The organism is Clostridium sp. AWRP (assembly GCF_004006395.2).
Classification (GTDB): domain Bacteria; phylum Bacillota; class Clostridia; order Clostridiales; family Clostridiaceae; genus Clostridium_B.
This window is the reverse complement of sequence record NZ_CP029758.2, coordinates 635866-656026: the sequence shown is the minus strand read 5'-3', so window position 1 is coordinate 656026 and position 20161 is coordinate 635866. Positions and strand designations below refer to the sequence as shown.

Annotated in this window: 14 protein-coding genes, 3 tRNA genes and 3 rRNA genes; 2 read left to right on the top strand and 18 right to left on the bottom strand. The window is 35.5% G+C overall.

The genetic code is table 11. From position 1 onward, the window contains the following. Positions 1–102: 102 nt before the first annotated feature. From DMR38_RS02945 to pckA, 8 genes are all read right to left on the bottom strand, one after another. Positions 103–178: transfer RNA gene (locus tag DMR38_RS02945), tRNA-Phe, on the bottom strand. Positions 179–187: 9 nt separating this feature from the next. Then, positions 188–304: ribosomal RNA gene (rrf, locus tag DMR38_RS02940) — 5S ribosomal RNA — on the bottom strand. A gap of 178 nt (positions 305–482) precedes the next feature. Continuing rightward, positions 483–3372: ribosomal RNA gene (locus DMR38_RS02935) — 23S ribosomal RNA — on the bottom strand. 192 nt (positions 3373–3564) lie between these two features. Beyond that, positions 3565–3641: transfer RNA gene (locus DMR38_RS02930), tRNA-Ile, on the bottom strand. Positions 3642–3645: 4 nt separating this feature from the next. Further along, positions 3646–3721: transfer RNA gene (locus DMR38_RS02925), tRNA-Ala, on the bottom strand. A gap of 403 nt (positions 3722–4124) precedes the next feature. Continuing rightward, positions 4125–5634, bottom strand: a 16S ribosomal RNA gene (locus tag DMR38_RS02920). Together the 16S, 23S and 5S rRNA genes with 3 tRNA genes alongside form the textbook arrangement of a ribosomal RNA operon. A gap of 555 nt (positions 5635–6189) precedes the next feature. Beyond that, the gene (locus DMR38_RS02915) at positions 6190–7023 is read right to left on the bottom strand and encodes an undecaprenyl-diphosphate phosphatase (RefSeq protein ID WP_127719923.1); all 834 of its coding nucleotides are present in this window, start codon (positions 7021–7023) and stop codon (positions 6190–6192) included. 346 nt (positions 7024–7369) lie between these two features. After that, positions 7370–8938 (bottom strand): phosphoenolpyruvate carboxykinase (ATP), encoded by a 1569-nt coding sequence (gene pckA, locus DMR38_RS02910; protein ID WP_127719922.1) that lies wholly within the window; start codon positions 8936–8938, stop codon positions 7370–7372. Positions 8939–9505: 567 nt separating this feature from the next. On the opposite strand from pckA, the gene DMR38_RS02905 reads away from it, so the two are divergent. Further along, the gene (locus tag DMR38_RS02905; RefSeq protein ID WP_175412908.1) at positions 9506–10864 is read left to right on the top strand and encodes a Mur ligase family protein; all 1359 of its coding nucleotides are present in this window, start codon (positions 9506–9508) and stop codon (positions 10862–10864) included. A 30-nt stretch (positions 10865–10894) separates the two neighbouring features. Continuing rightward, positions 10895–11629 carry a type 1 glutamine amidotransferase gene (locus tag DMR38_RS02900; protein WP_063555345.1) on the top strand — a complete coding sequence of 245 codons (735 nt, stop codon included), beginning with the start codon at positions 10895–10897 and terminating at the stop codon, positions 11627–11629. A 203-nt stretch (positions 11630–11832) separates the two neighbouring features. On the opposite strand, the gene DMR38_RS02895 is transcribed toward DMR38_RS02900, so the two are convergent. From DMR38_RS02895 to DMR38_RS02855, 10 genes are all read right to left on the bottom strand, one after another. Further along, positions 11833–12753: an EamA family transporter gene (locus DMR38_RS02895; RefSeq protein WP_127719921.1), complete on the bottom strand. Its 921-nt coding sequence runs from the start codon at positions 12751–12753 to the stop codon at positions 11833–11835. Between the two features lie 368 nt (positions 12754–13121). Further along, entirely contained in the window at positions 13122–14567 is a 1446-nt protein-coding gene (locus DMR38_RS02890) for a sigma 54-interacting transcriptional regulator (protein WP_127719920.1), read from the bottom strand. Between the two features lie 109 nt (positions 14568–14676). Continuing rightward, complete coding sequence (locus tag DMR38_RS02885) at positions 14677–15798, bottom strand: sodium ion-translocating decarboxylase subunit beta (protein ID WP_127719919.1); 1122 nt, start codon at positions 15796–15798, stop codon at positions 14677–14679. Continuing rightward, positions 15785–15946, bottom strand: a complete 162-nt coding sequence (locus tag DMR38_RS21670) for a hypothetical protein (RefSeq protein ID WP_175412907.1) — start codon at positions 15944–15946, stop codon at positions 15785–15787. The genes DMR38_RS02885 and DMR38_RS21670 overlap by 14 nt, the downstream gene beginning before the upstream one ends. 57 nt (positions 15947–16003) lie before the next feature. Beyond that, a complete protein-coding gene (locus DMR38_RS02880; RefSeq protein WP_127719918.1) occupies positions 16004–16408 on the bottom strand; it encodes a biotin/lipoyl-containing protein in 405 nt (134 codons plus the stop codon). A gap of 19 nt (positions 16409–16427) precedes the next feature. Beyond that, a complete protein-coding gene (locus tag DMR38_RS02875; protein ID WP_127719917.1) occupies positions 16428–16751 on the bottom strand; it encodes an OadG family protein in 324 nt (107 codons plus the stop codon). 28 nt (positions 16752–16779) lie between these two features. Further along, a complete protein-coding gene (locus tag DMR38_RS02870; RefSeq protein WP_127719916.1) occupies positions 16780–18321 on the bottom strand; it encodes a carboxyl transferase domain-containing protein in 1542 nt (513 codons plus the stop codon). A 28-nt stretch (positions 18322–18349) separates the two neighbouring features. Further along, on the bottom strand, positions 18350–18754 hold the full coding sequence (mce, locus tag DMR38_RS02865) for a methylmalonyl-CoA epimerase (protein WP_207670772.1): 405 nt from the start codon (positions 18752–18754) through the stop codon (positions 18350–18352). Positions 18755–18756: 2 nt separating this feature from the next. Further along, complete coding sequence (meaB, locus tag DMR38_RS02860) at positions 18757–19713, bottom strand: methylmalonyl Co-A mutase-associated GTPase MeaB (protein ID WP_127719915.1); 957 nt, start codon at positions 19711–19713, stop codon at positions 18757–18759. A gap of 11 nt (positions 19714–19724) precedes the next feature. Beyond that, positions 19725–20123 carry a cobalamin B12-binding domain-containing protein gene (locus DMR38_RS02855; RefSeq protein WP_127719914.1) on the bottom strand — a complete coding sequence of 133 codons (399 nt, stop codon included), beginning with the start codon at positions 20121–20123 and terminating at the stop codon, positions 19725–19727. Positions 20124–20161 lie beyond the last annotated feature (38 nt).

Here is a 20161-nt window from a genome sequence, read left to right as displayed (position 1 = left end):
AATTTTAAATTCAATAACCTAAAAGTATTAACTCATATAAGTTTTCTTTTATACGAAAAAAAAGCCTCACATATAACTCGAAGCTTTTTTAATACAAACTTTTGGTGGCCAGACCAGGAATCGAACCAGGGACACGAGGATTTTCAGTCCTCTGCTCTACCGACTGAGCTATCTGGCCAAAAAACTTACCTGGCAGCGACCTATTCTCCCACAGGGCCTCCCCTGCAGTACCATCGGCACTCTGAAGCTTAACCTTCCTGTTCGGTATGGAAAGGGGTGTTACCTTCACGTCATTACCACCAGATACCGATTTGTCAAAATCTTTGATTTTGGTATAAATCGGTACTCATCAGCTTTAGCTGATTGAGTCTCATTAAATTATCGAAAATTGCTACCAATTTTCTTATATATTATCTTTTAAGAGTTCAAATTGCTCTGTCCTCTCAAAATTGCACAGTAAACTTTTCTTCTTTCGCTTTTATTTGGTCAAGCCCTCGACCTATTAGTATCAGTCAGCTTAACAGGTTGCCCTGCTTACACCTCTGACCTATCTCCTCGTGTTCTTCGAGGGGTCTTACTAGCTTACGCTATGGGAAATCTTATCTTGAGGTGGGCTTCACACTTAGATGCTTTCAGCGTTTATCCCTTCCCAACTTGGCTACCCAGCTATGCTCCTGGCGGAACAACTGGTTCACCAGCGGTCGGTCCATCCCGGTCCTCTCGTACTAAGGACAGCTCCTCTCAAATTTCCTGCGCCCGCGACGGATAGGGACCGAACTGTCTCACGACGTTCTGAACCCAGCTCGCGTGCCGCTTTAATGGGCGAACAGCCCAACCCTTGGGACCTACTTCAGCCCCAGGATGCGACGAGCCGACATCGAGGTGCCAAACCTCCCCGTCGATGTGAACTCTTGGGGGAGATCAGCCTGTTATCCCCGAGGTAGCTTTTATCCGTTGAGCGATGGCCCTCCCACGAGGTACCACCGGATCACTAAGCCCGACTTTCGTCCCTGCTCCACTTGTTTGTGTCGCAGTCAAGCTCCCTTCTGCCTTTGCACTCTTCGAAGAATTTCTAACCCTTCTGAGGGAACCTTTGTACGCCTCCGTTACTTTTTAGGAGGCGACCGCCCCAGTCAAACTGCCCGCCTAACATTGTCCCGTCTCCAGTTTCATGGAGCCCGGTTAGAATCCCAGTACTGTCAGGGTGGTATCCCAACATCGACTCTGTAATGGCTGGCGCCACTACTTCCTAGTCTCCCACCTATCCTGTACAGACAATACCGAAATTCAGTGCTAAACTGCAGTAAAGCTCTACGGGGTCTTTCCGTCCAATCGCGGGTAGCAAGCATCTTCACTTGCACTTCAATTTCGCCGGATTTGTTGTCGAGACAGTGCTCAAATCATTACGCCATTCGTGCGGGTCGGAACTTACCCGACAAGGAATTTCGCTACCTTAGGACCGTTATAGTTACGGCCGCCGTTTACTGGGGCTTAAGTTCTGACCTTCGCTTACGCTTAGTCTTCCCCTTAACCTTCCAGCACCGGGCAGGCGTCAGCTCCTATACTTCAGCTTTCGCTTTAGCAGAAACCTGTGTTTTTGATAAACAGTTGCTTGAGCCTTTTCTCTGCGGCCACTTGCGTGGCTCCCCTTCTCCCTAAGTTACGGGGTTAATTTGCCTAGTTCCTTAACAACAATTCTTCCGATGGTCTTAGGATTCTCTCCTCACCTACCTGTGTCGGTTTGCGGTACGGGCACATAAAAACTCCATAGAGACTTTTCTTGGCAGCGTGAAATCAGGTACTTCCCCTTACGGGTTCCCCATAACACCTCATCATTGATATACCGGATTTTCCTGGTATACCTGACTCGGTGCTTAGACATACATCCAATTGTATGCACACCTTATCCTCCTGCGTCATCCCTTTTGTCAAACGCTTTTATGCGGTATCGGAATTTCAACCGATTGTCCATCACCTACGCCTTTCGGCCTCGGCTTAGGTCCCGACTTACCCTGGGCGGACGAACCTTCCCCAGGAAACCTTAGGTTTTCGACCAATAAGATTCTCACTTATTTCTCGCTACTTATGCCAGCATTCTCTCTCCTGTACAATCCACCGTTCCTTCCGGTACGACTTCTACTCATACAGGATGCTCCTCTACCACTCTTTCGAGTCCACAGCTTCGGTGGTAAGTTTTAGCCCCGGACATTTTCGGCGCATGATCTCTTGACTAGTGAGCTATTACGCACTCTTTAAATGAGTGGCTGCTTCTGAGCCAACATCCTAGTTGTCTTAGAAATCACACATCCTTTCCCACTTAACTTACACTTTGGGACCTTAGCTGGTGGTCTGGGCTGTTTCCCTTTTGACCACGGATCTTATCATTCGCAGTCTGACTGCCGGAATTCAAGTATATGGCATTCGGAGTTTGATAAGGTTCAGTAACTGTTGTCAGCCCCTACCCCATTCAGTGCTCTACCTCCATTACTCATTTCCGACGCTAGCCCTAAAGCTATTTCGAGGAGAACCAGCTATCTCCGAGTTCGATTGGAATTTCTCCGCTATCCACAGCTCATCCCATGGTTTTTCAACACCAACGTGGTTCGGTCCTCCACGGAATTTTACTTCCGCTTCAACCTGGCCATGGATAGGTCACTCGGTTTCGGGTCTACAACATACAACTTCGCGCCCTTTTCAGACTCGGTTTCCCTCCGGCTCCGTACCTTAAGTACTTAACCTTGCTGCACATCGTAACTCGCTGGCTCGTTCTACAAAAAGCACGCCGTCGTACTTTACGTACTTCGACTGTTTGTGGACACACGGTTTCAGGTTCTATTTCACTCCCCTCCCGGGGTTCTTTTCACCTTTCCCTCACGGTACTCCTTCTCTATCGGTCACCAGGTAGTATTTAGCCTTGGGAGGTGGTCCTCCCTGTTTCCCACAAGGTTTCTCGTGTCTCGTGGTACTCTGGATTAGATCTGACTGTTCTTTGCTTTCATTTACAGGGCTTTTACCTTCTCCGGCAGAGCCTTCCAGCTCTCTTCAATTAGCACTTCACAGTATTTATAATCTATCCGCAACCCCAGGAACAAGTTCCTGGTTTGGGCTCTTTCCCTTTCGCTCGCCGCTACTTAGGAAATCGATGTTTCTTTCTCTTCCTCCGGGTACTTAGATGTTTCAGTTCCCCGGGTTTGCCTCTACAAACCTATGTATTCAGTCTGCAGTACCTAGTGTTGTCTAGGTGGGTTTCCCCATTCGGATATCTCTGGTTCTCTGGCTATTTGCGCCTACCCAGAGCTTTTCGCAGCTTATCACGTCCTTCTTAGGCTCCTGGTGCCAAGGCATCCTCCATGCGCCCTTTGTAGCTTGACCTTTCATTATCGAAAATTGCTATTTGCAATTTTCTCTGTATCATCTTAAATGTTTAGAATGATACTAAAGTTATTCTACAAAGGTTATATTATAACCTTAGCTTTACTTTATTTCTTATTTACTGTGCAATTTTCAAAGGACAATTTTTCAATTTACATCGTAAACTGAAAATGGTTTTCTAATGAAAACCTTTGGTGGGCTTAAATGGACTCGAACCATCGACCTCACGCTTATCAGGCGTGCGCTCTAACCAGCTGAGCTATAAGCCCTAAATGGTGGAGATAAAGAGATTCGAACTCTTGACCCTCTGCGTGCAAGGCAGATGCTCTCCCAGCTGAGCTATACCCCCAAAATATTTTTATTCTATTTTTAAAAAATTGCTATTAACTGCACAACACTTCGTCAAAGCTTTCATTCCAGTGCTCATTTACATAAGTAAACTCCGCTTCTCATTCAAGCTTTTCCTTGTCTTGCTCGTTACTATCAATTTTTTATCATCATCATACCACTTAAATTCAAAAGTGATACTGTGAAGAATCTATGATCCTTCAAAATTAAACAGAGTGAAAAATTGCTATTAACTTCGCATATCGACCTCAAAATCATTCACTGCGGTACTCATTTACATAAGTAAACTCTGTTCCTCGCTCATGTTTTTCCTTGATATACTCGTTACTATCAATTTTTAAGTTTCAACTTACTTAAACCATCAATTTATAAGATAGATTATACTCTATCTTTCGACTCCCTAGAAAGGAGGTGATCCAGCCGCAGGTTCTCCTACGGCTACCTTGTTACGACTTCACCCCAATTACTAACCCCACCTTCGGCCGCGTCCTCCTAAGTTAGACTACGGACTTCGGGTGTTGCCAGCTCTCATGGTGTGACGGGCGGTGTGTACAAGGCCCGGGAACGTATTCACCGCGACATTCTGATTCGCGATTACTAGCAACTCCAACTTCATGCAGGCGAGTTTCAGCCTGCAATCCGAACTGGGGGCAGTTTTTGAGGTTTGCTCCACCTTGCGGTCTTGCTTCTCTCTGTACTGCCCATTGTAGCACGTGTGTTGCCCTGGACATAAGGGGCATGATGATTTGACGTCATCCCCACCTTCCTCCGCGTTAACCGCGGCAGTCTTGCTAGAGTGCTCAACTAAATGTTAGCAACTAACAACAGGGGTTGCGCTCGTTGCAGGACTTAACCTAACATCTCACGACACGAGCTGACGACAACCATGCACCACCTGTATCCCTGCCCCGAAGGGCTTCTCTTATCTCTAAGATATTCAGGGTATGTCAAGTCCAGGTAAGGTTCTTCGCGTTGCTTCGAATTAAACCACATGCTCCGCTGCTTGTGCGGGCCCCCGTCAATTCCTTTGAGTTTTAATCTTGCGATCGTACTTCCCAGGCGGAGTACTTATTGTGTTTACTGCGGCACAGAAGGGGTCGATACCTCCTACACCTAGTACTCATCGTTTACGGCGTGGACTACCAGGGTATCTAATCCTGTTTGCTACCCACGCTTTCGTGCCTCAGCGTCAGTTACGGTCCAGAGAATCGCCTTCGCCACTGGTGTTCTTCCTAATCTCTACGCATTTCACCGCTACACTAGGAATTCCATTCTCCTCTCCCGCACTCCAGATACCCAGTTTGAAATGCAGTGCCCGGGTTAAGCCCGGGTATTTCACATCTCACTTAAATATCCGCCTACGCACTCTTTACGCCCAGTAATTCCGGACAACGCTCGCCACCTACGTATTACCGCGGCTGCTGGCACGTAGTTAGCCGTGGCTTCCTCCTTGGGTACCGTCATTATCGTCCCCAAAGACAGAGCTTTACAATCCGAAAACCTTCTTCACTCACGCGGCGTTGCTGCATCAGGCTTTCGCCCATTGTGCAATATTCCCCACTGCTGCCTCCCGTAGGAGTCTGGACCGTCTCTCAGTTCCAATGTGGCCGATCACCCTCTCAGGTCGGCTACGCATCGTCGCCTTGGTAGGCCGTTACCCTACCAACTAGCTAATGCGCCGCGGGTCCATCTCAAAGCGGATTACTCCTTTAAATCAGTTCTCATGTGAATACTGATTATTATGCGGTATTAATCTCCCTTTCGGGAGGCTATCCCCCTCTTTGAGGTAGGTTACCCACGTGTTACTCACCCGTCCGCCGCTAATCCACTCCCGAAGGAGCTTCATCGCTCGACTTGCATGTGTTAAGCACGCCGCCAGCGTTCGTCCTGAGCCAGGATCAAACTCTTAATTTAAAAGTTTATATGGCTCTATAGAAAATTGATATTAACTTCGCCCAGCTTCGTCAAATACTTCACTCCGGTGCTCAATTACGTTAGTAAGTTCCGCTCCTCGTTCAGCATTTTCCTCGCTGTACTCGTTACTATCAATTTTAGTATATTACTAAATGTAATACACTAAATTACGAAATTACTTTTTTAGCTGCTCTCGCAGCTCAAAAGAATTGCTGGTTTATTCTAAATAAGTTGTACTTATATCTTCCTCTGTTTAATTTTCAAGGATCATTTTGCCGTCTCATCTCGACGACTTTTTTAGTTTATCATGTATTTCTAACTCTGTCAACACTATTTTGAAATATAAATTCATAATTTAAAAAATATACTCTAACTACAATTGACATCTGACAATTAACAATGGACGATGCACAATTCACAACTATTGTGAACTGTGCATTGTCAATTAATTTGGATTCCATTATTCTTATATTAAGTTATTTTTTTATGTACAAAAGTTGAGTAACTCATTTATATGTATGTATTGAATTAAACCTTACATCTTCATACATAGTATTAAATATTTATAACTTTAGTAAAATATAATATAAGTATTATTGCTCCTATAAATATTCTGTATACAGCAAAAACTCTCATCGGTTTTCTCTTTAAAAAATTCATAAACTTTTCTACTACAACTAATGCTACTATAAATGAAACTATAAATCCAACTGCCAGAGCAATAACTTGAGAAATATCCATAGATACATTTACTTTTATAAGTGACCATCCTGACGCTGCTATCATAGTAGGTATAGCAAGAAAAAAGGAAAATTCCGCTGCGGCTACATTTGTAAGTCCGCTTACCCATCCACCCATTATTGTGGACGCAGATCTAGACATTCCTGGCCAAAGAGATAGACATTGAAAACATCCTATCTTAAATGCTTGTATGAGATTTACATTTTCAATTGTATTTGTACTATTTCCCTTTCTGTATTTGTTTTCCATATATATCATAAGAAATCCACCAAATACTAGTGCACAGGCAACAGTAATTGGGTTAAACAGCTTGCTTTTAATAAAATCATTAAAAAGTAATCCTGTAACAGCAGCAGGTATAAAAGCAACTAAAATAGTAAACCAAAGTTTAAATCCCCATTTGCCAGGTTTAAGATTTTTAAGCGAATTAAAAATCTTATCCCAATAAAGCACTACTATAGCAAGTATGGCACCTAGTTGAATTACTATTTCAAACATATCTATATAAGCACCATTATATGTTGGTGCTTTGAAGTTTATCAGATTTCCTACTATTATCATATGACCTGTTGAAGATATTGGCAGAAACTCTGTTATTCCCTCGACTACTCCAATAGCAGCAGCTTTAATAATAAATAATAATTCCATTAACTTCACTCCTTATTAAATTTATAAACAAGTATTATTATACTATTACTGTAAGCTTTTTCACAGCATATATATTATTAATAATTTGTTACATAAGTAAAATTATCTTTTATTTTATATAAACAAAGGATTTAGTGATGAAAATAAAACCAACTCATCACCAAATCCTATTTTTTTACTCTATTAAATATTTATATAAATTTAAAGATTTTTTGCGACAGCTAAAAATCATCCTTCACTATTAATTTTTCATTATTAATTCTTAACTTGTGAAGCTTTGCTTCGCAATATTTTTATATTAAGTCAAAATTTTATATGTGTAAAAGTTGATTCTATAATAAATAGTTTAAACTTCAGGTCCAGCTTTTGCTATATCTTCGGAAACATCTTTAAACTTCTCAAAGTTTTTACTAAACTTCATTGCTAGCTTTCTTGCTGTTTCATCATATGCTTCTTTGTCTTGCCATGTATTTCTAGGATTTAATATTTCATCAGGTACACCTGGACATCTTGTAGGCATCATTACTTTAAACACAGGATGTTCCACAAAGTCAACATCTTTGAATTTTCCTTTCAAAGCTTCTCTAATCATAGCTCTTGTATAGGAAAGTTTTATTCTGTTTCCCTTTCCATATCCTCCAGATAACCATCCAGTATTCACTAAATATACCTGAGTGTTATACTTGTCTATTCTTTCACCTAACAGCTTTGCATAGACAGCAGGATTCATTAACATAAAAGGCTCACCAAAGCAAGATGAAAAAGTAGCTTGAGGTTCAACTATTCCTCTTTCAGTTCCAGCTATCTTGCTGGTATACCCGGACATAAAGTGATACATTGCTGCTTCCTTAGAAAGCCTTGATATAGGTGGCATTACGCCAAAAGCATCTGCAGTTAAAAATATTATAGTCTCTGGATTTCCTCCTACACCGCTTTCTTCTATATTATCTATATAATTTATAGGATATGCTGCCCTTGTATTTTCAGTATACCTACCATCATTATAATCAGGTACCCTATTCTCATCTGCCACTACATTTTCAACTACAGTTCCAAATCTTATGGCATTGTATATCTGGCTTTCCTTTTCCTTATCAAGTCTTATAGTTTTAGCATAACATCCGCCCTCAAAATTAAATACACCTTCATTAGACCATCCATGTTCATCATCACCAATCAGTCTTCTTTCGCCATCTGCTGATAAAGTAGTTTTTCCTGTTCCTGACAATCCAAAAAATAAGCAAGTTTTATCATCTTGTCCTATATTAGCAGAACAATGCATAGGCATGACTCCTTTTTGTGGAAGCAAGAAATTCATTACTGAAAATACTGATTTTTTTATTTCTCCTGAGTAACTGGTTCCCCCTATTAATATAATTTTTTTATCAAAATTCACTAAAATAAAAGCATCTGAATTTAATCCATCTTCTTTTCCATTAGCCTTAAATTCAGGTACAGATATAATATTAAATTCGGGAGTAAAACACTTTAAATCCTCCTCCATTGGCCTCCTAAACAATTGATTTGCAAACAATGCTTGGGATGCTTTTTCACATATTACTCTTATAGGAAGGGTATATTTTTTTAAAGCTCCAACAAATCCATCAAACACAAAAATATCTTTATCACTTATATAGTTTAATACCTTATCATACATTTTATTAAAAATATCTTCTTCTATAGAAAGATTTACATTTCCCCAGTTTATTTTGTTTCTAATGCTTTCTTGATTAACTATAAATCTATCTTTAGGAGATCTTCCTGTGTACTTTCCAGTATTAATCATAAGAGCTCCTTTATTTGATAAAAATCCTTCTCCCCTTTTAATTGAAAATTCCGTTAATTCTGATGGTGATAAATTTTTATACATATTTCTATATTTATTAATATTTAAATATGATAAGTCAATGTTCATGATGTTTCCCCCTAAATTAGTTTATATTTATATATTACACCATTTATAGAAAAATGCAATAAAAAAATTATTTTAAATTTAATTATACCGTATTTTATATATTATACCTGTAATAATACATTATATACTTTGTATATTTTTATATGTACTATATTAATTCTATGTATTTTTTAATATAAGCTATACTTTTTATTTATAAGTTAGGTTGATAATGAATTTTTGCTTATTTAAACTTGCAAAAATATTTAGTAAATTGTTTCCACATTATAATTCATTTAACTACTCCTTCATATTATAATTTTAATAATATTATACACATACTTTTGTAAACATACCTTCCTTTGAATGCTTATTCCCAAATTCTATTATCCAGCCTAAGAAATACAGTAAATTTACAACTTTTTAATGTAAAAGTTGTAATATTGTATTATAATATTAGGAGTTGTTTACTTGCTAGTGTATTTGTTGTGTACTATAATAGACTTCAATCTTAAATTTAAGGCCTATAGACTTATGACAAACAGTATGTAAAGTAAATAAATAAACGCTTTACTTAAGTTGAAGGTGGTGTTAAAAATTAACATAAAATCTTTTTTTAGTATTATTATTTCCAAGATCGTAATAAAATTATCAAAATTTTTATTTAAAGGAGGAAGTAATTTTCCTGGAAAAGTTGCTTTAAAATTGGATAAGAATATTCTTAAAACCATATGTAAAGACTATAAAATTATACTCATAACAGGTACAAATGGTAAAACTACAACTACAAGTATGGTCTACAACATGCTAAAGGATGGGAAAAAGCGTGTAATTACAAACAATACAGGTGCAAATATGCTGACAGGTATAGTTTCATGCTTTATAGAAAACTATTCGTTTAAAAAATGTAGTGAGACAAACTATGCAGTTATAGAGTGTGATGAAGCAAATGTTCCTTTATTTACAGATTATATAACTCCAGAAATTATAACTGTAACAAACTTATTTAGAGATCAACTTGATAGATATGGAGAAGTTTACACTACATTAAACAAAATTCTAAAAGGTATCAAAAAAGTACCTCTTTCAAATTTAATACTCAATGGGGACGAATCTCTTCTTGGAGATCTAAATTTACCAAACAGAACTATTTATTATGGATTCAATTGTTCTCCAACAAATAGAAAAAAAGTAGATACTAATGCAGACGCTAAGTTCTGCAAAAAATGCAAAAGTCCTTACAAATATAATTTTCTTACATATAATCATTTGGGCGATTACTACTGTGAAAAATGTGGATATAAAAGGCCTGAATTGGATTACACTTTAGATGAAATAAAAGAACAAACCCCAGATGGATCATTAGTAGTAATTAATGAGAAGGAATATTATATAAATCAACCAGGTACATATAATATGTATAATGCCCTATGTGCTTATTCTATAGCAATGATTTGTGGAATACCTACTTCCTGTATATATGATTCTCTAAAAAAACAAAAGAGCAGTTTTGGAAGACAGGAAGTTATAAATATAGAAGGTAAAGAAGTTAAAATAATCTTAGTAAAAAATCCTGCTGGTTATGATCAAGCTATAAATACTTTAAGCCTTGACAACAGAACCTTTAACCTAGCTGTACTTCTAAATGACAATTATGCAGATGGAAGAGATGTATCCTGGATATGGGATGTGAATTTTGAAAAGCTTTCTTCCCTGGATATAGATAAAATAATGATTTCAGGTATAAGACTTTATGATATGGCTGTAAGATTGAAAGTAGCAGGATTACCCCAAGATAACTTCATAATTTGTAAACACTATGAAAATCTGATTGATGAAGTAAAAAGTTGTAAGTCAAATACAGTATATGTATTAGCCACTTATACTGCCATGATAACTTTCAGGAAATTTCTCAATTTCAAGGGATATATCAAAAAGCTGTGGTAAAATATTAGAGAAATAGGGAGTGTATCTAAAATGGAATTAAACATATGTCACTTATATCCTGATTTATTAAATGTATACGGAGATTTAGGAAATATACTCATATTAAAATATAGAGCACAGCAGCGGGGTATAGATATAAATGTATTTAATATATCTCTTGGAGATCCCTTTGACAGCTCTAAATATGACATAACTCTTTTTGGCGGTGGTCAGGACTATGAACAGTCCATAGTATCTGAGGATCTTGTCAAAAATAAAAGAGAAGGTATCGTAAGTTACATTGAAGAGGGTAAAGTATTTTTATCAATTTGTGGAGGCTATCAACTTCTTGGAAAATACTATTCTACACCCGATGGTCAAAAGTTGCCAGGCCTTGATGTACTCAATATATATACAGAAGGCGGCAGCAATAGATTTATAGGAAATACAGTCATATATAACGAAAAATTCAAAGAAACCTATGTAGGCTTTGAAAATCATTCTGGAAGAACTTATATAGGAGATTTAGAACCTCTTGGAAAAGTAATTGTAGGTTATGGTAATAATGGAGAAGATGGATACGAAGGCTGCATATACAAAAATTGTTTTTGCACTTATTTCCACGGTTCTCTCCTTTCTAAAAATCCTGAATTAGCAGATAGATTTATATCTACAGCTATTTCTAAAAAATATGGCGATACAAAACTCGACCCTCTAGATGATACCTTAGAATTAAATGCTAAAAAATTTATAATAGAAAGAGAAACCAAAAACAAATCTAACTAATTAGTAAACTGTTAATAGGGTTCAGTTGGAGAAAATCATCCTTATAAATAAACCCCATCTGAACCCAAAAGTCATTTGATATTACAGTCATTTTTTACATTACAGTTACCTCTTTATTGATTAAAAATAACTTCTCCTGCTTCTTTAAGATGTATGACCCAAAATATAGGCTAGCTGACTTCCTAGTTATTTTTTTAATATAACTAAACCTTAGTCCTGGCTTTTAATTCATTGGTATTTTTATCTCCCTTGAAATTAATAAAAGATCCTATAAATATGCATACAATTCCTATAATTAAATTAACGTGTACGTTTTCATTTAATATTAATATAGAAAATATAGTAGCTAAAGCAGGTTTTATAAGAAACACCATTGATGCAGTTACTGCTGATGTCTCTTTTATGGCTCCAAGGTAAAATATATACCCAAGTGCTTTTATAAAAATACCCATATATAGTAATACCAGAATATTACTTAAAGTGATTCCTGAAAAAATAGGTTTTTTAGTAACTACTAAAATAAATAGCAAAGCCGCTACCCCAAAACAAAAGGCAAAGAAATTAAAAACATATCCTCCATATATATTAATTCTTTTTTTACTAAGTACTGTATAAAAAGACCAAGTTATTGCAGATCCAAGTGCAAATAATATACCTACTAAATCTTTACCACCACCAAGCCCGCTTACAACTTCCATAGGATTGAGTATTACAATCACACCAGCTAATGAAATCAACATAGATATTAAAGTTATTTTTGTTATTTTTTCCTTCAACATGAAATATGCAAAAGGTATTGTAAATACTGCATTTGTACAAAATAGAACCGCAGCTGTAGATGCCTTAGTATAAGTAACAGCATATTGGAGTAGTACCATAGATATAGTTACAGCCATCAATCCACAAATTGCAAAATACTTCAAATCATTTAACCCAATTCTTAACTTTCTTACTTTAATGTCCTTAACAGCTAATGGACACAACAATATTGCACCTATTAAAAATACAATAAACATAACTTGAAACGGATCCATTTTCCCTCTTTGTGCTAAAATTCTACCTGCAACTTCAGAGGTACTATAAAAAAGAGCAGTTAAAATAATAAATAAATATCCTTTTTTCAAATTCTACCTCTCCTCATTCATATGCTTTTTGTAAAATAATCATGTTACTGTTATGGAAACTTTTAATAGTCTAATTTTGTTTACTATAACCATCTCCCCCCAAAACTCATCTTATAAATATTGATAGCAAGTTTCATTCCAATATTTATTGCATAAAAAAATAATATATACTCCCATTTATGGCCATAAGAGTAATATATTATTTTTATAATTGTTTCATAATCGAAATAATTAAGTTCATTTTAGTTATAATAATCGAGTGCTCATATTTTTTAATGTAGTTTTTCCATTTTTGAAACATTTTTTCATTTTTGAAATCTAAATTATATATCTTTACATTTATTAGAAATTTATTGATTGTTTTGGTATTAAACTTTTGTTTTCATATATCTTTTTCTTTTTCTAACAAGCGTAGCTGCACTTATTCCAAGTTCACAAGCAGCTGATCTGACATTTCCATATTTTTTAAAAGCTTTTTCTATTAAAGCTTCCTCTAAATCTACAACTGCATTTCTTAAAGTAAAATTATCATTTCCATTTACAATTTCCTTTCTATTGTTAAAATCATCAAATATTCCTTCAATATGAATATCTTTTGTTAATATTTTATTGTCATTGCTTATAATCATAGATCTTTCTATTATATTTTTTAATTCTCTAATATTACCTGGCCATTTATAATTTTTTAAAAATTCCATAGCATCACAGCTAATGGTTTTATTAAAACCATACTTATTATTAAATGAATTTAAAAAATAATTTACTAAAGGTTCAATATCACCTTTTCTATATCTCAAAGGTAAAATTGTAATTGGAACTACATTAAGCCTATAATATAAATCACTTCTAAATAGTTTTTTATTTACCATATCCTTTAAATTTCTGTTAGTTGCAGCAATAATCCTTACATCTACTTTTATGTTTTTATAGCCACCTACCTTTTTTATTTCTTTTTCTTGAAGTACCCTTAATAATTTTACCTGCATATTTAATGGAAGTTCCCCTATTTCATCTAAAAATACAGTTCCACCATCTGCAAGTTGAAAACTTCCTATCTTACCATTTTTATTTGCACTTGTAAAAGCACCACCTTCATATCCAAACAATTCGGATTCTATTAAATTTGGTGGTATAGAAGCACAATCTATTTTTACAAATTTTTTATCACTTCTAGTACTATTATCATGTATATACCTTGCTATCTTTCCTTTTCCAACACCAGTCTCTCCAAGCAAAAGCACTGTAGTATCAACTTTAGATACTTTTATTACTACCTTCAAAACATCAAGCATTCTTTCATCCTGCACTATAATACCATGTTGTTTTAAAAAATCTTCTTTTATATTTTGTAGATAGATATTACTTTCCCCATTTATCCTGCTATCTTTTACACCAACCTCATCCTTCATTTCAAGCAATTTTGTAATATCTCTAACAGTAGTAACCACTAAAATTATATTCATGTTTTTGTCAAAAATAGGACTGGACGAAATCAATACCTCTCTTCCCATCTTAGTTTTCTTTTGAATCGTAACAGTTCTTCTATCTTTCAACGCTAAAAAAACATTTGATCTAGAAGTAGCTTTATTTTTTTCAATACATGCCATGTTCTCTCCAACTACTTCACTCCGCTTGACATCTGTAATTCTTTCATAAGAACTATTCAAAAATAGGACATTTCCATTTCCATCAGTTATACATATACCATCATAACAATGTTCAATTATACTATATAATGTTTTTATTTTTAATTTTAGTGTTTCTTCACTTCCTTTTAAAAGATTATTAAGTTCTAATGCTCTGCTATCTGACATATATAATCCCCCTTAAGATATACATGATAAAAAAATATAAGAAAAGATAATATGTAAATGGCCGTACTATTACAGTGCGACCACAATAAAGTTAAAAATGATAATACAATTAATGACTAATTAATGTAATAAGTATGCCACCTGCTATTGCGGTTCCAAATACACCTGCTAAATTAGGTCCCATAGCATGCATTATTAAAAAATTATATTTATTTTCCTGTAATCCAACACTATGAGAAACTCTCGCCGCAATTGGCACTGAAGCAATTCCTGCCGAACCTATTAGAGGATTTATCTTTCCTCCTGATAATTTGTTCAAAAACTTTGCTCCGAGAACTCCTCCTGCAGTACCTACCATAAATGCAATAAGACCTAAAACTACAATCTTAATTGTCTTTACAGTAAGAAATGTATCTGCTGCCATAGTTGAACCTATTGATAATGTCAACATTATTGTAATTACATTCATAAAAGAACCACCTGCAGTTTTAGCAAGCCTGTCTACAACTCCTGATTCTCTCATAAGGTTTCCAAGCATTAACATTGTTATAAGTGGGGCAATTGGAGGAAGAAGCAAATCAATTATAACTGTTATAAGTATTGGAAAACAAATTTTTTCCCTCTTACTTACCACTCTTGCCTGCTTCATCATTATATTTCTTTCTTTTTTTGTAGTTAGTAATTTCATAATTGGCGGTTGTATTAATGGCATAAGTGCCATATAAGAATATGCAGCTACAGAAATTTGAGCCATAAGATGTGGTGCCAAAGTTTGAGTGACATATATTGCCATTGGTCCATCGGCTCCACCAATTATACCTATTGCACCTGACTCAGCTAATGTAAAATGTAATACTTTGGCACCTATAATAGCTACAAATATTCCAATATGAGCAAACGCTCCAAGTACCATAATACTAGGATTTGCAATCATAGGTCCGAAATCAGTCATAGCCCCTACTCCAAGAAATATGAGCGGTGGAAATACAACTTTTTTAACTCCTAAATAAAAATAACTGATAAGACCACCTTGTTTAATAAGTTCATTGCCAGGTATATTGGCAATTATACATCCAAAACCTATACCTAAAAGTAAAAATGGTTCATACTTTTTTGCAATAGCAAGATAAATCATTATCATACCTACAATAATTAAAAACACATTTCCAATTGACAAATGTACTAATGAAGTTGAATAAAACATTGACCTTATTGAATTAAGTATTATCATTTTTTTCCCTCCCATTAGATTTAAATTTAACTTTGTTAACAAATGGGAGTAATTTCAACAGTAAACCTATTACATATAGAAAAAAAATAAGTAAAATCATATCTACTACAGAAATGATAACTGCACCCATAACAGAATCCGATATCATTTTTTTATACCTCCCTAAAAAATATTACTTTTTTAACAACATATTTTATTCAAAATCTTAATTTAACACTATTAATAAATCTCCTGTATTTACTGAAGATCCCTTTGTTACCGCTATTTGTACAACTTTTCCTCCTTTAGAAGCTCTTATTTCATTCTGCATTTTCATAGCTTCAAGTATAAATACAACGTCGTTTTTATTAACAACATCTCCCTCTTTTACCTTAATATCAATAACATTACCCGGCATTGGAGCTAATATAGTTTCTCCACCGCATCCTTCCAAAACTTGTTTTTGGGGTAATGGTTTTTCAGCAGGCGTTGACACTGATGCTTGAGATGGTTCCGATGCTACTTGGGATACCGGTGTATATGCAGAAGCTTTAGATGTATTGTTTCCATTTACTTCATCCACTTCAACTTCATATGTTTTACCATTTACAGTTATATTAAATTTTCTCATAATTCATTTCCCCCACACTTTAAATTTCATTCATCTGTTTCTGACGCCCCATAATTACCCAGGGTGAAACAGCAGGTTCCATTCTTCTTATAGATCTCACAATCATACCTGAACCAACATTTGGAATTGACATAACAGCTGCCGCTATAACAGCTATAAGTTCTTCTTCATCTTCCATTGAATTTTCCAGCACTGCTTCAGGTGCTTCCTTATTCTTATTTATATTTGGAGACTCTTTGCTATTTTTATATTTTAATCTCTCGTATTTCGACCTTGTACTGCATAATGAAATCAATAAAACAATACAAATAATCGCAAGTATGCAGATTATTAAATTAGACATTTAAAATCCTCCTTAATATTCCCGTAAATTATACGGGAATGTTACCATGCTTTCTAGGAAGGTTGCTATCTCTCTTATTTTTAAGCATTTCAAAAACTGCAACAAGCCTCTTTCTCGATTCAGAAGGAACTATTATATCATCTACATAACCTCTCTTTGCTGCCATATAAGGTGTAACAAAGTCATCTTTATACTTTTTTATTCTTATACGCCTTTCAGCTTCAGGATCTTTTGCAGATTTAATTTCCTTTTTAAATACAATGTTTGCTGCTCCATCAGGTCCCATCACTGCTATTTGAGCTGTTGGCCATGCGTATACCACATCCGCTCCCAGATCTTTGCTACACATTGCAACATATGAACCACCATATGCTTTTCTAACAATCATAGTTACTTTTGGGACGGTAGCTTCAGAATATGCATAAAGCATTTTTGCACCATGCCTTATTATTCCTCCATATTCCTCGTTAACTCCAGGTAAAAATCCAGGTACATCAACTATATTTAATAAAGGAATATTAAATGCATCACATGTTCTTATAAATCTTGAAGCTTTATCTGAAGAATTTATATCAAGACATCCTGCAAGCACTTTTGGTTGATTCGCTACTATCCCTATGCTTTTTCCATTTATTCTTCCAAAGCCAATTACAATATTTTGAGCATATCTTTCCTGAACTTCAAAGAAACTTCCTTCATCCACTATTTTAATAATTATATCTTTCATATCATAAGGTTTATTAGGGTTGTCTGGTATCAAACTATCAAGTTCCGGTACACTCCTATTTAAATCATCTTCAATTTCAAGTTCCGGTGCACTTTCTGTATTATTTGACGGAAGATACTCTAGAAGTTTTTTAACTTGATCAAAACAAGCAGTTTCGTTAGGAGCCTCAAAATGTGCTACTCCGGATTTTGTATTATGAGGTTCAGCTCCCCCCAATTCTTCTACCGTTACCTGCTCGCCTGTAACTGTTTTTAAAACCTGAGGTCCTGTTATAAACATCTGACTGGTTTTATCCACCATGAATATAAAATCAGTTAATGCTGGAGAATATACTGCTCCTCCTGCACATGGTCCCATTATTATGGAGATCTGGGGTATTACTCCTGATGCCTTTGTATTCTTATAGAATATATTTCCATATCCTGAAAGTGCATCTACACCTTCCTGAATTCTCGCTCCACCAGAATCATTAATTCCAATTACAGGCGCTCCTGTTTTAATTGCCATATCAAATATATTGCATATTTTTTTTGCATGCATTTCACCTAGAGCCCCTCCTGTGGAAGTAAAATCCTGTGCAAAAACATATACCAATCTGCCACCTATAGTCCCATATCCTGTAACTACACCTTCATCAGGTATTTCTTTATTCTCCATACCAAAATTAATACATCTATGGCTTACAAACACTCCAACTTCAACAAAGCTTCCTATATCAAGCAAATATTCAATTCTTTCTCTGGCAAACATTTTACCTTTTTTATGCTGCTTTTCTATTCTATCTTTTCCCCCACCCTCTTCTATTTTCTTTTTAGAATCAATCAAATCACTAATTTTGCTCATACTCTTCTCTCCTTAATAATTAAAATTATTATCTCTGGCAGAGTTCCAAAAGTATACCTTTTGTACTTTTGGGATGCACAAAAGCAATTTTTGCACCACCTGCACCATTTCTAGGATGCTCGTCTATAAGCCTCATGTTATCTTCCTTTAGTTCTTTAAGTGCAGTTTCCACATTGTCTACTCTTAGAGCTATATGTTGAATTCCTTCTCTTTTCTTTTCAATGAATTTTGCTATAGGACTGTCCTCACTTGTTGCCTGCAGCAGTTCAATCTCACTATCTCCTATTGGTATAAACGCAGTTATTACTTTTTGAGATTTAACTTCTTCTGTTCCCGAGCATTTAAGTCCTAAAACACCTTCATAAAATTTTAAAGCTTCGTCAATACTTTTTACAGCAATTCCAATATGGTCAATTTTTTTAACAATACTCATAATTACAATCCATCCCCTATTTTTAAATTTTTAAATAATATTGTTGACGCTGTATATGGGTCAAGTTTTTTATTGAATACATCCGATACGATTGTTTCCACAGTCATTGTTTCGTGACCTAAATCCAAAGCCGATTTTATAAGTTTGTTTTTCAAAATAGAAACTATTTCATCTTGCAATTTATCTTTTCTTTTTTTATTTAATAATCCACTGGATGTCATTTTATTGTATCTTTCATCTATAGCTGAAAATAATTTATCAATCCCCTCATTATCTTTTGCAGTTATATTAAGTACAGGTGATTCTAATTCTTTTTTTGTACTGAAACTCAACATAGTTTTTATTTCAGCAGCCGTACGTGAAGCTCCCTCTCTATCAGACTTATTGACTGCAAATATATCTCCTATTTCCATTATTCCTGCCTTCATGGTTTGTATATCATCTCCAAGTCCAGGAACCATAACCATAACCACTATGTCAGCCACTTTTACAATATCCACCTCAGACTGACCAACTCCAACAGTTTCAATAAATATATAATCCATTCCAAAAATATCAAGAATATTTATGGCTCCATACGCAGCTCCTGAAAGTCCTCCAAGTGCACCCCTAGTACCCATGCTTCTTATAAATACCCCTTGATCAGTATTGAGATCACACATTCTAACTCTGTCTCCAAGTATTGCTCCGTGGGAAAAGGGACTTGTAGGATCAATAGCTATAATCCCAACCTTCTTATTTTGTTTTCTAATAAGTTTTGCAACCTGATCTGTTACAGTGCTTTTACCTGCACCAGGCGGTCCTGTTATTCCTATAACTTTTGCCTTTCCTGTACAGCTATAGAGTTCTTTCATTACATCTAAAGCTCTGCTGTCACCATTTTCAAACATAGTTATTAACCTTGAGGCAGCTCTTTTTTTGCCCTGAACAAGTCCTTCCTTAATATCTTCAATATTCATATACTCACCTTTTAATTTAATTTAACATTTTTCTTTATAAAATCAATTGTTACTGATGTTTTTGTACCCGGTGTAAAGATAGCTTGTATTCCAGCCTTTTTAAGTCCTGGTATATCTTCTTCAGGTATAACACCTCCGCCTATGACAAGCATATCTCCTGCTCCCTTATCTTTGAGTAAGTTTACAACCTTAGGAAATAATGTATTGTGCGCACCAGATAATATGCTCATAGCAACGCAATCAACATCTTCTTGTATTGCAGCCTCAACAATCTGAGCAGGTGTCTGTCTGAGTCCTGTATATATAACCTCCATTCCTGAATCTCTAAGTGCTCTAGCTATAACTTTAGCTCCTCTATCATGTCCATCTAATCCAGGTTTTGCAACTAAAACTCTTATTGGTCTATCCATCTTTTCAACCTCCATATTTAATTTATAAATAATAACTT

What these genes read in the sequence shown, in the direction of transcription:
- DMR38_RS02875 (WP_127719917.1), bottom strand. Translation starts at nt 16,751, where the DNA reads ATGTCTAATTTAATAATCTGCATACTTGCGATTATTTGTATTGTTTTA.
- pckA (WP_127719922.1), bottom strand. Translation starts at nt 8,938, where the DNA reads ATGAACATTGACTTATCATATTTAAATATTAATAAATATAGAAATATG.
- DMR38_RS02900 (WP_063555345.1), top strand. Translation starts at nt 10,895, where the DNA reads ATGGAATTAAACATATGTCACTTATATCCTGATTTATTAAATGTATAC.
- mce (WP_207670772.1), bottom strand. Translation starts at nt 18,754, where the DNA reads ATGAGTATTGTTAAAAAAATTGACCATATTGGAATTGCTGTAAAAAGT.
- DMR38_RS02855 (WP_127719914.1), bottom strand. Translation starts at nt 20,123, where the DNA reads ATGGATAGACCAATAAGAGTTTTAGTTGCAAAACCTGGATTAGATGGA.
- DMR38_RS02870 (WP_127719916.1), bottom strand. Translation starts at nt 18,321, where the DNA reads ATGAGCAAAATTAGTGATTTGATTGATTCTAAAAAGAAAATAGAAGAG.
- DMR38_RS02880 (WP_127719918.1), bottom strand. Translation starts at nt 16,408, where the DNA reads ATGAGAAAATTTAATATAACTGTAAATGGTAAAACATATGAAGTTGAA.
- DMR38_RS02890 (WP_127719920.1), bottom strand. Translation starts at nt 14,567, where the DNA reads ATGTCAGATAGCAGAGCATTAGAACTTAATAATCTTTTAAAAGGAAGT.
- DMR38_RS02915 (WP_127719923.1), bottom strand. Translation starts at nt 7,023, where the DNA reads ATGGAATTATTATTTATTATTAAAGCTGCTGCTATTGGAGTAGTCGAG.
- meaB (WP_127719915.1), bottom strand. Translation starts at nt 19,713, where the DNA reads ATGAATATTGAAGATATTAAGGAAGGACTTGTTCAGGGCAAAAAAAGA.
- DMR38_RS02885 (WP_127719919.1), bottom strand. Translation starts at nt 15,798, where the DNA reads ATGATAATACTTAATTCAATAAGGTCAATGTTTTATTCAACTTCATTA.
- DMR38_RS21670 (WP_175412907.1), bottom strand. Translation starts at nt 15,946, where the DNA reads ATGATATCGGATTCTGTTATGGGTGCAGTTATCATTTCTGTAGTAGAT.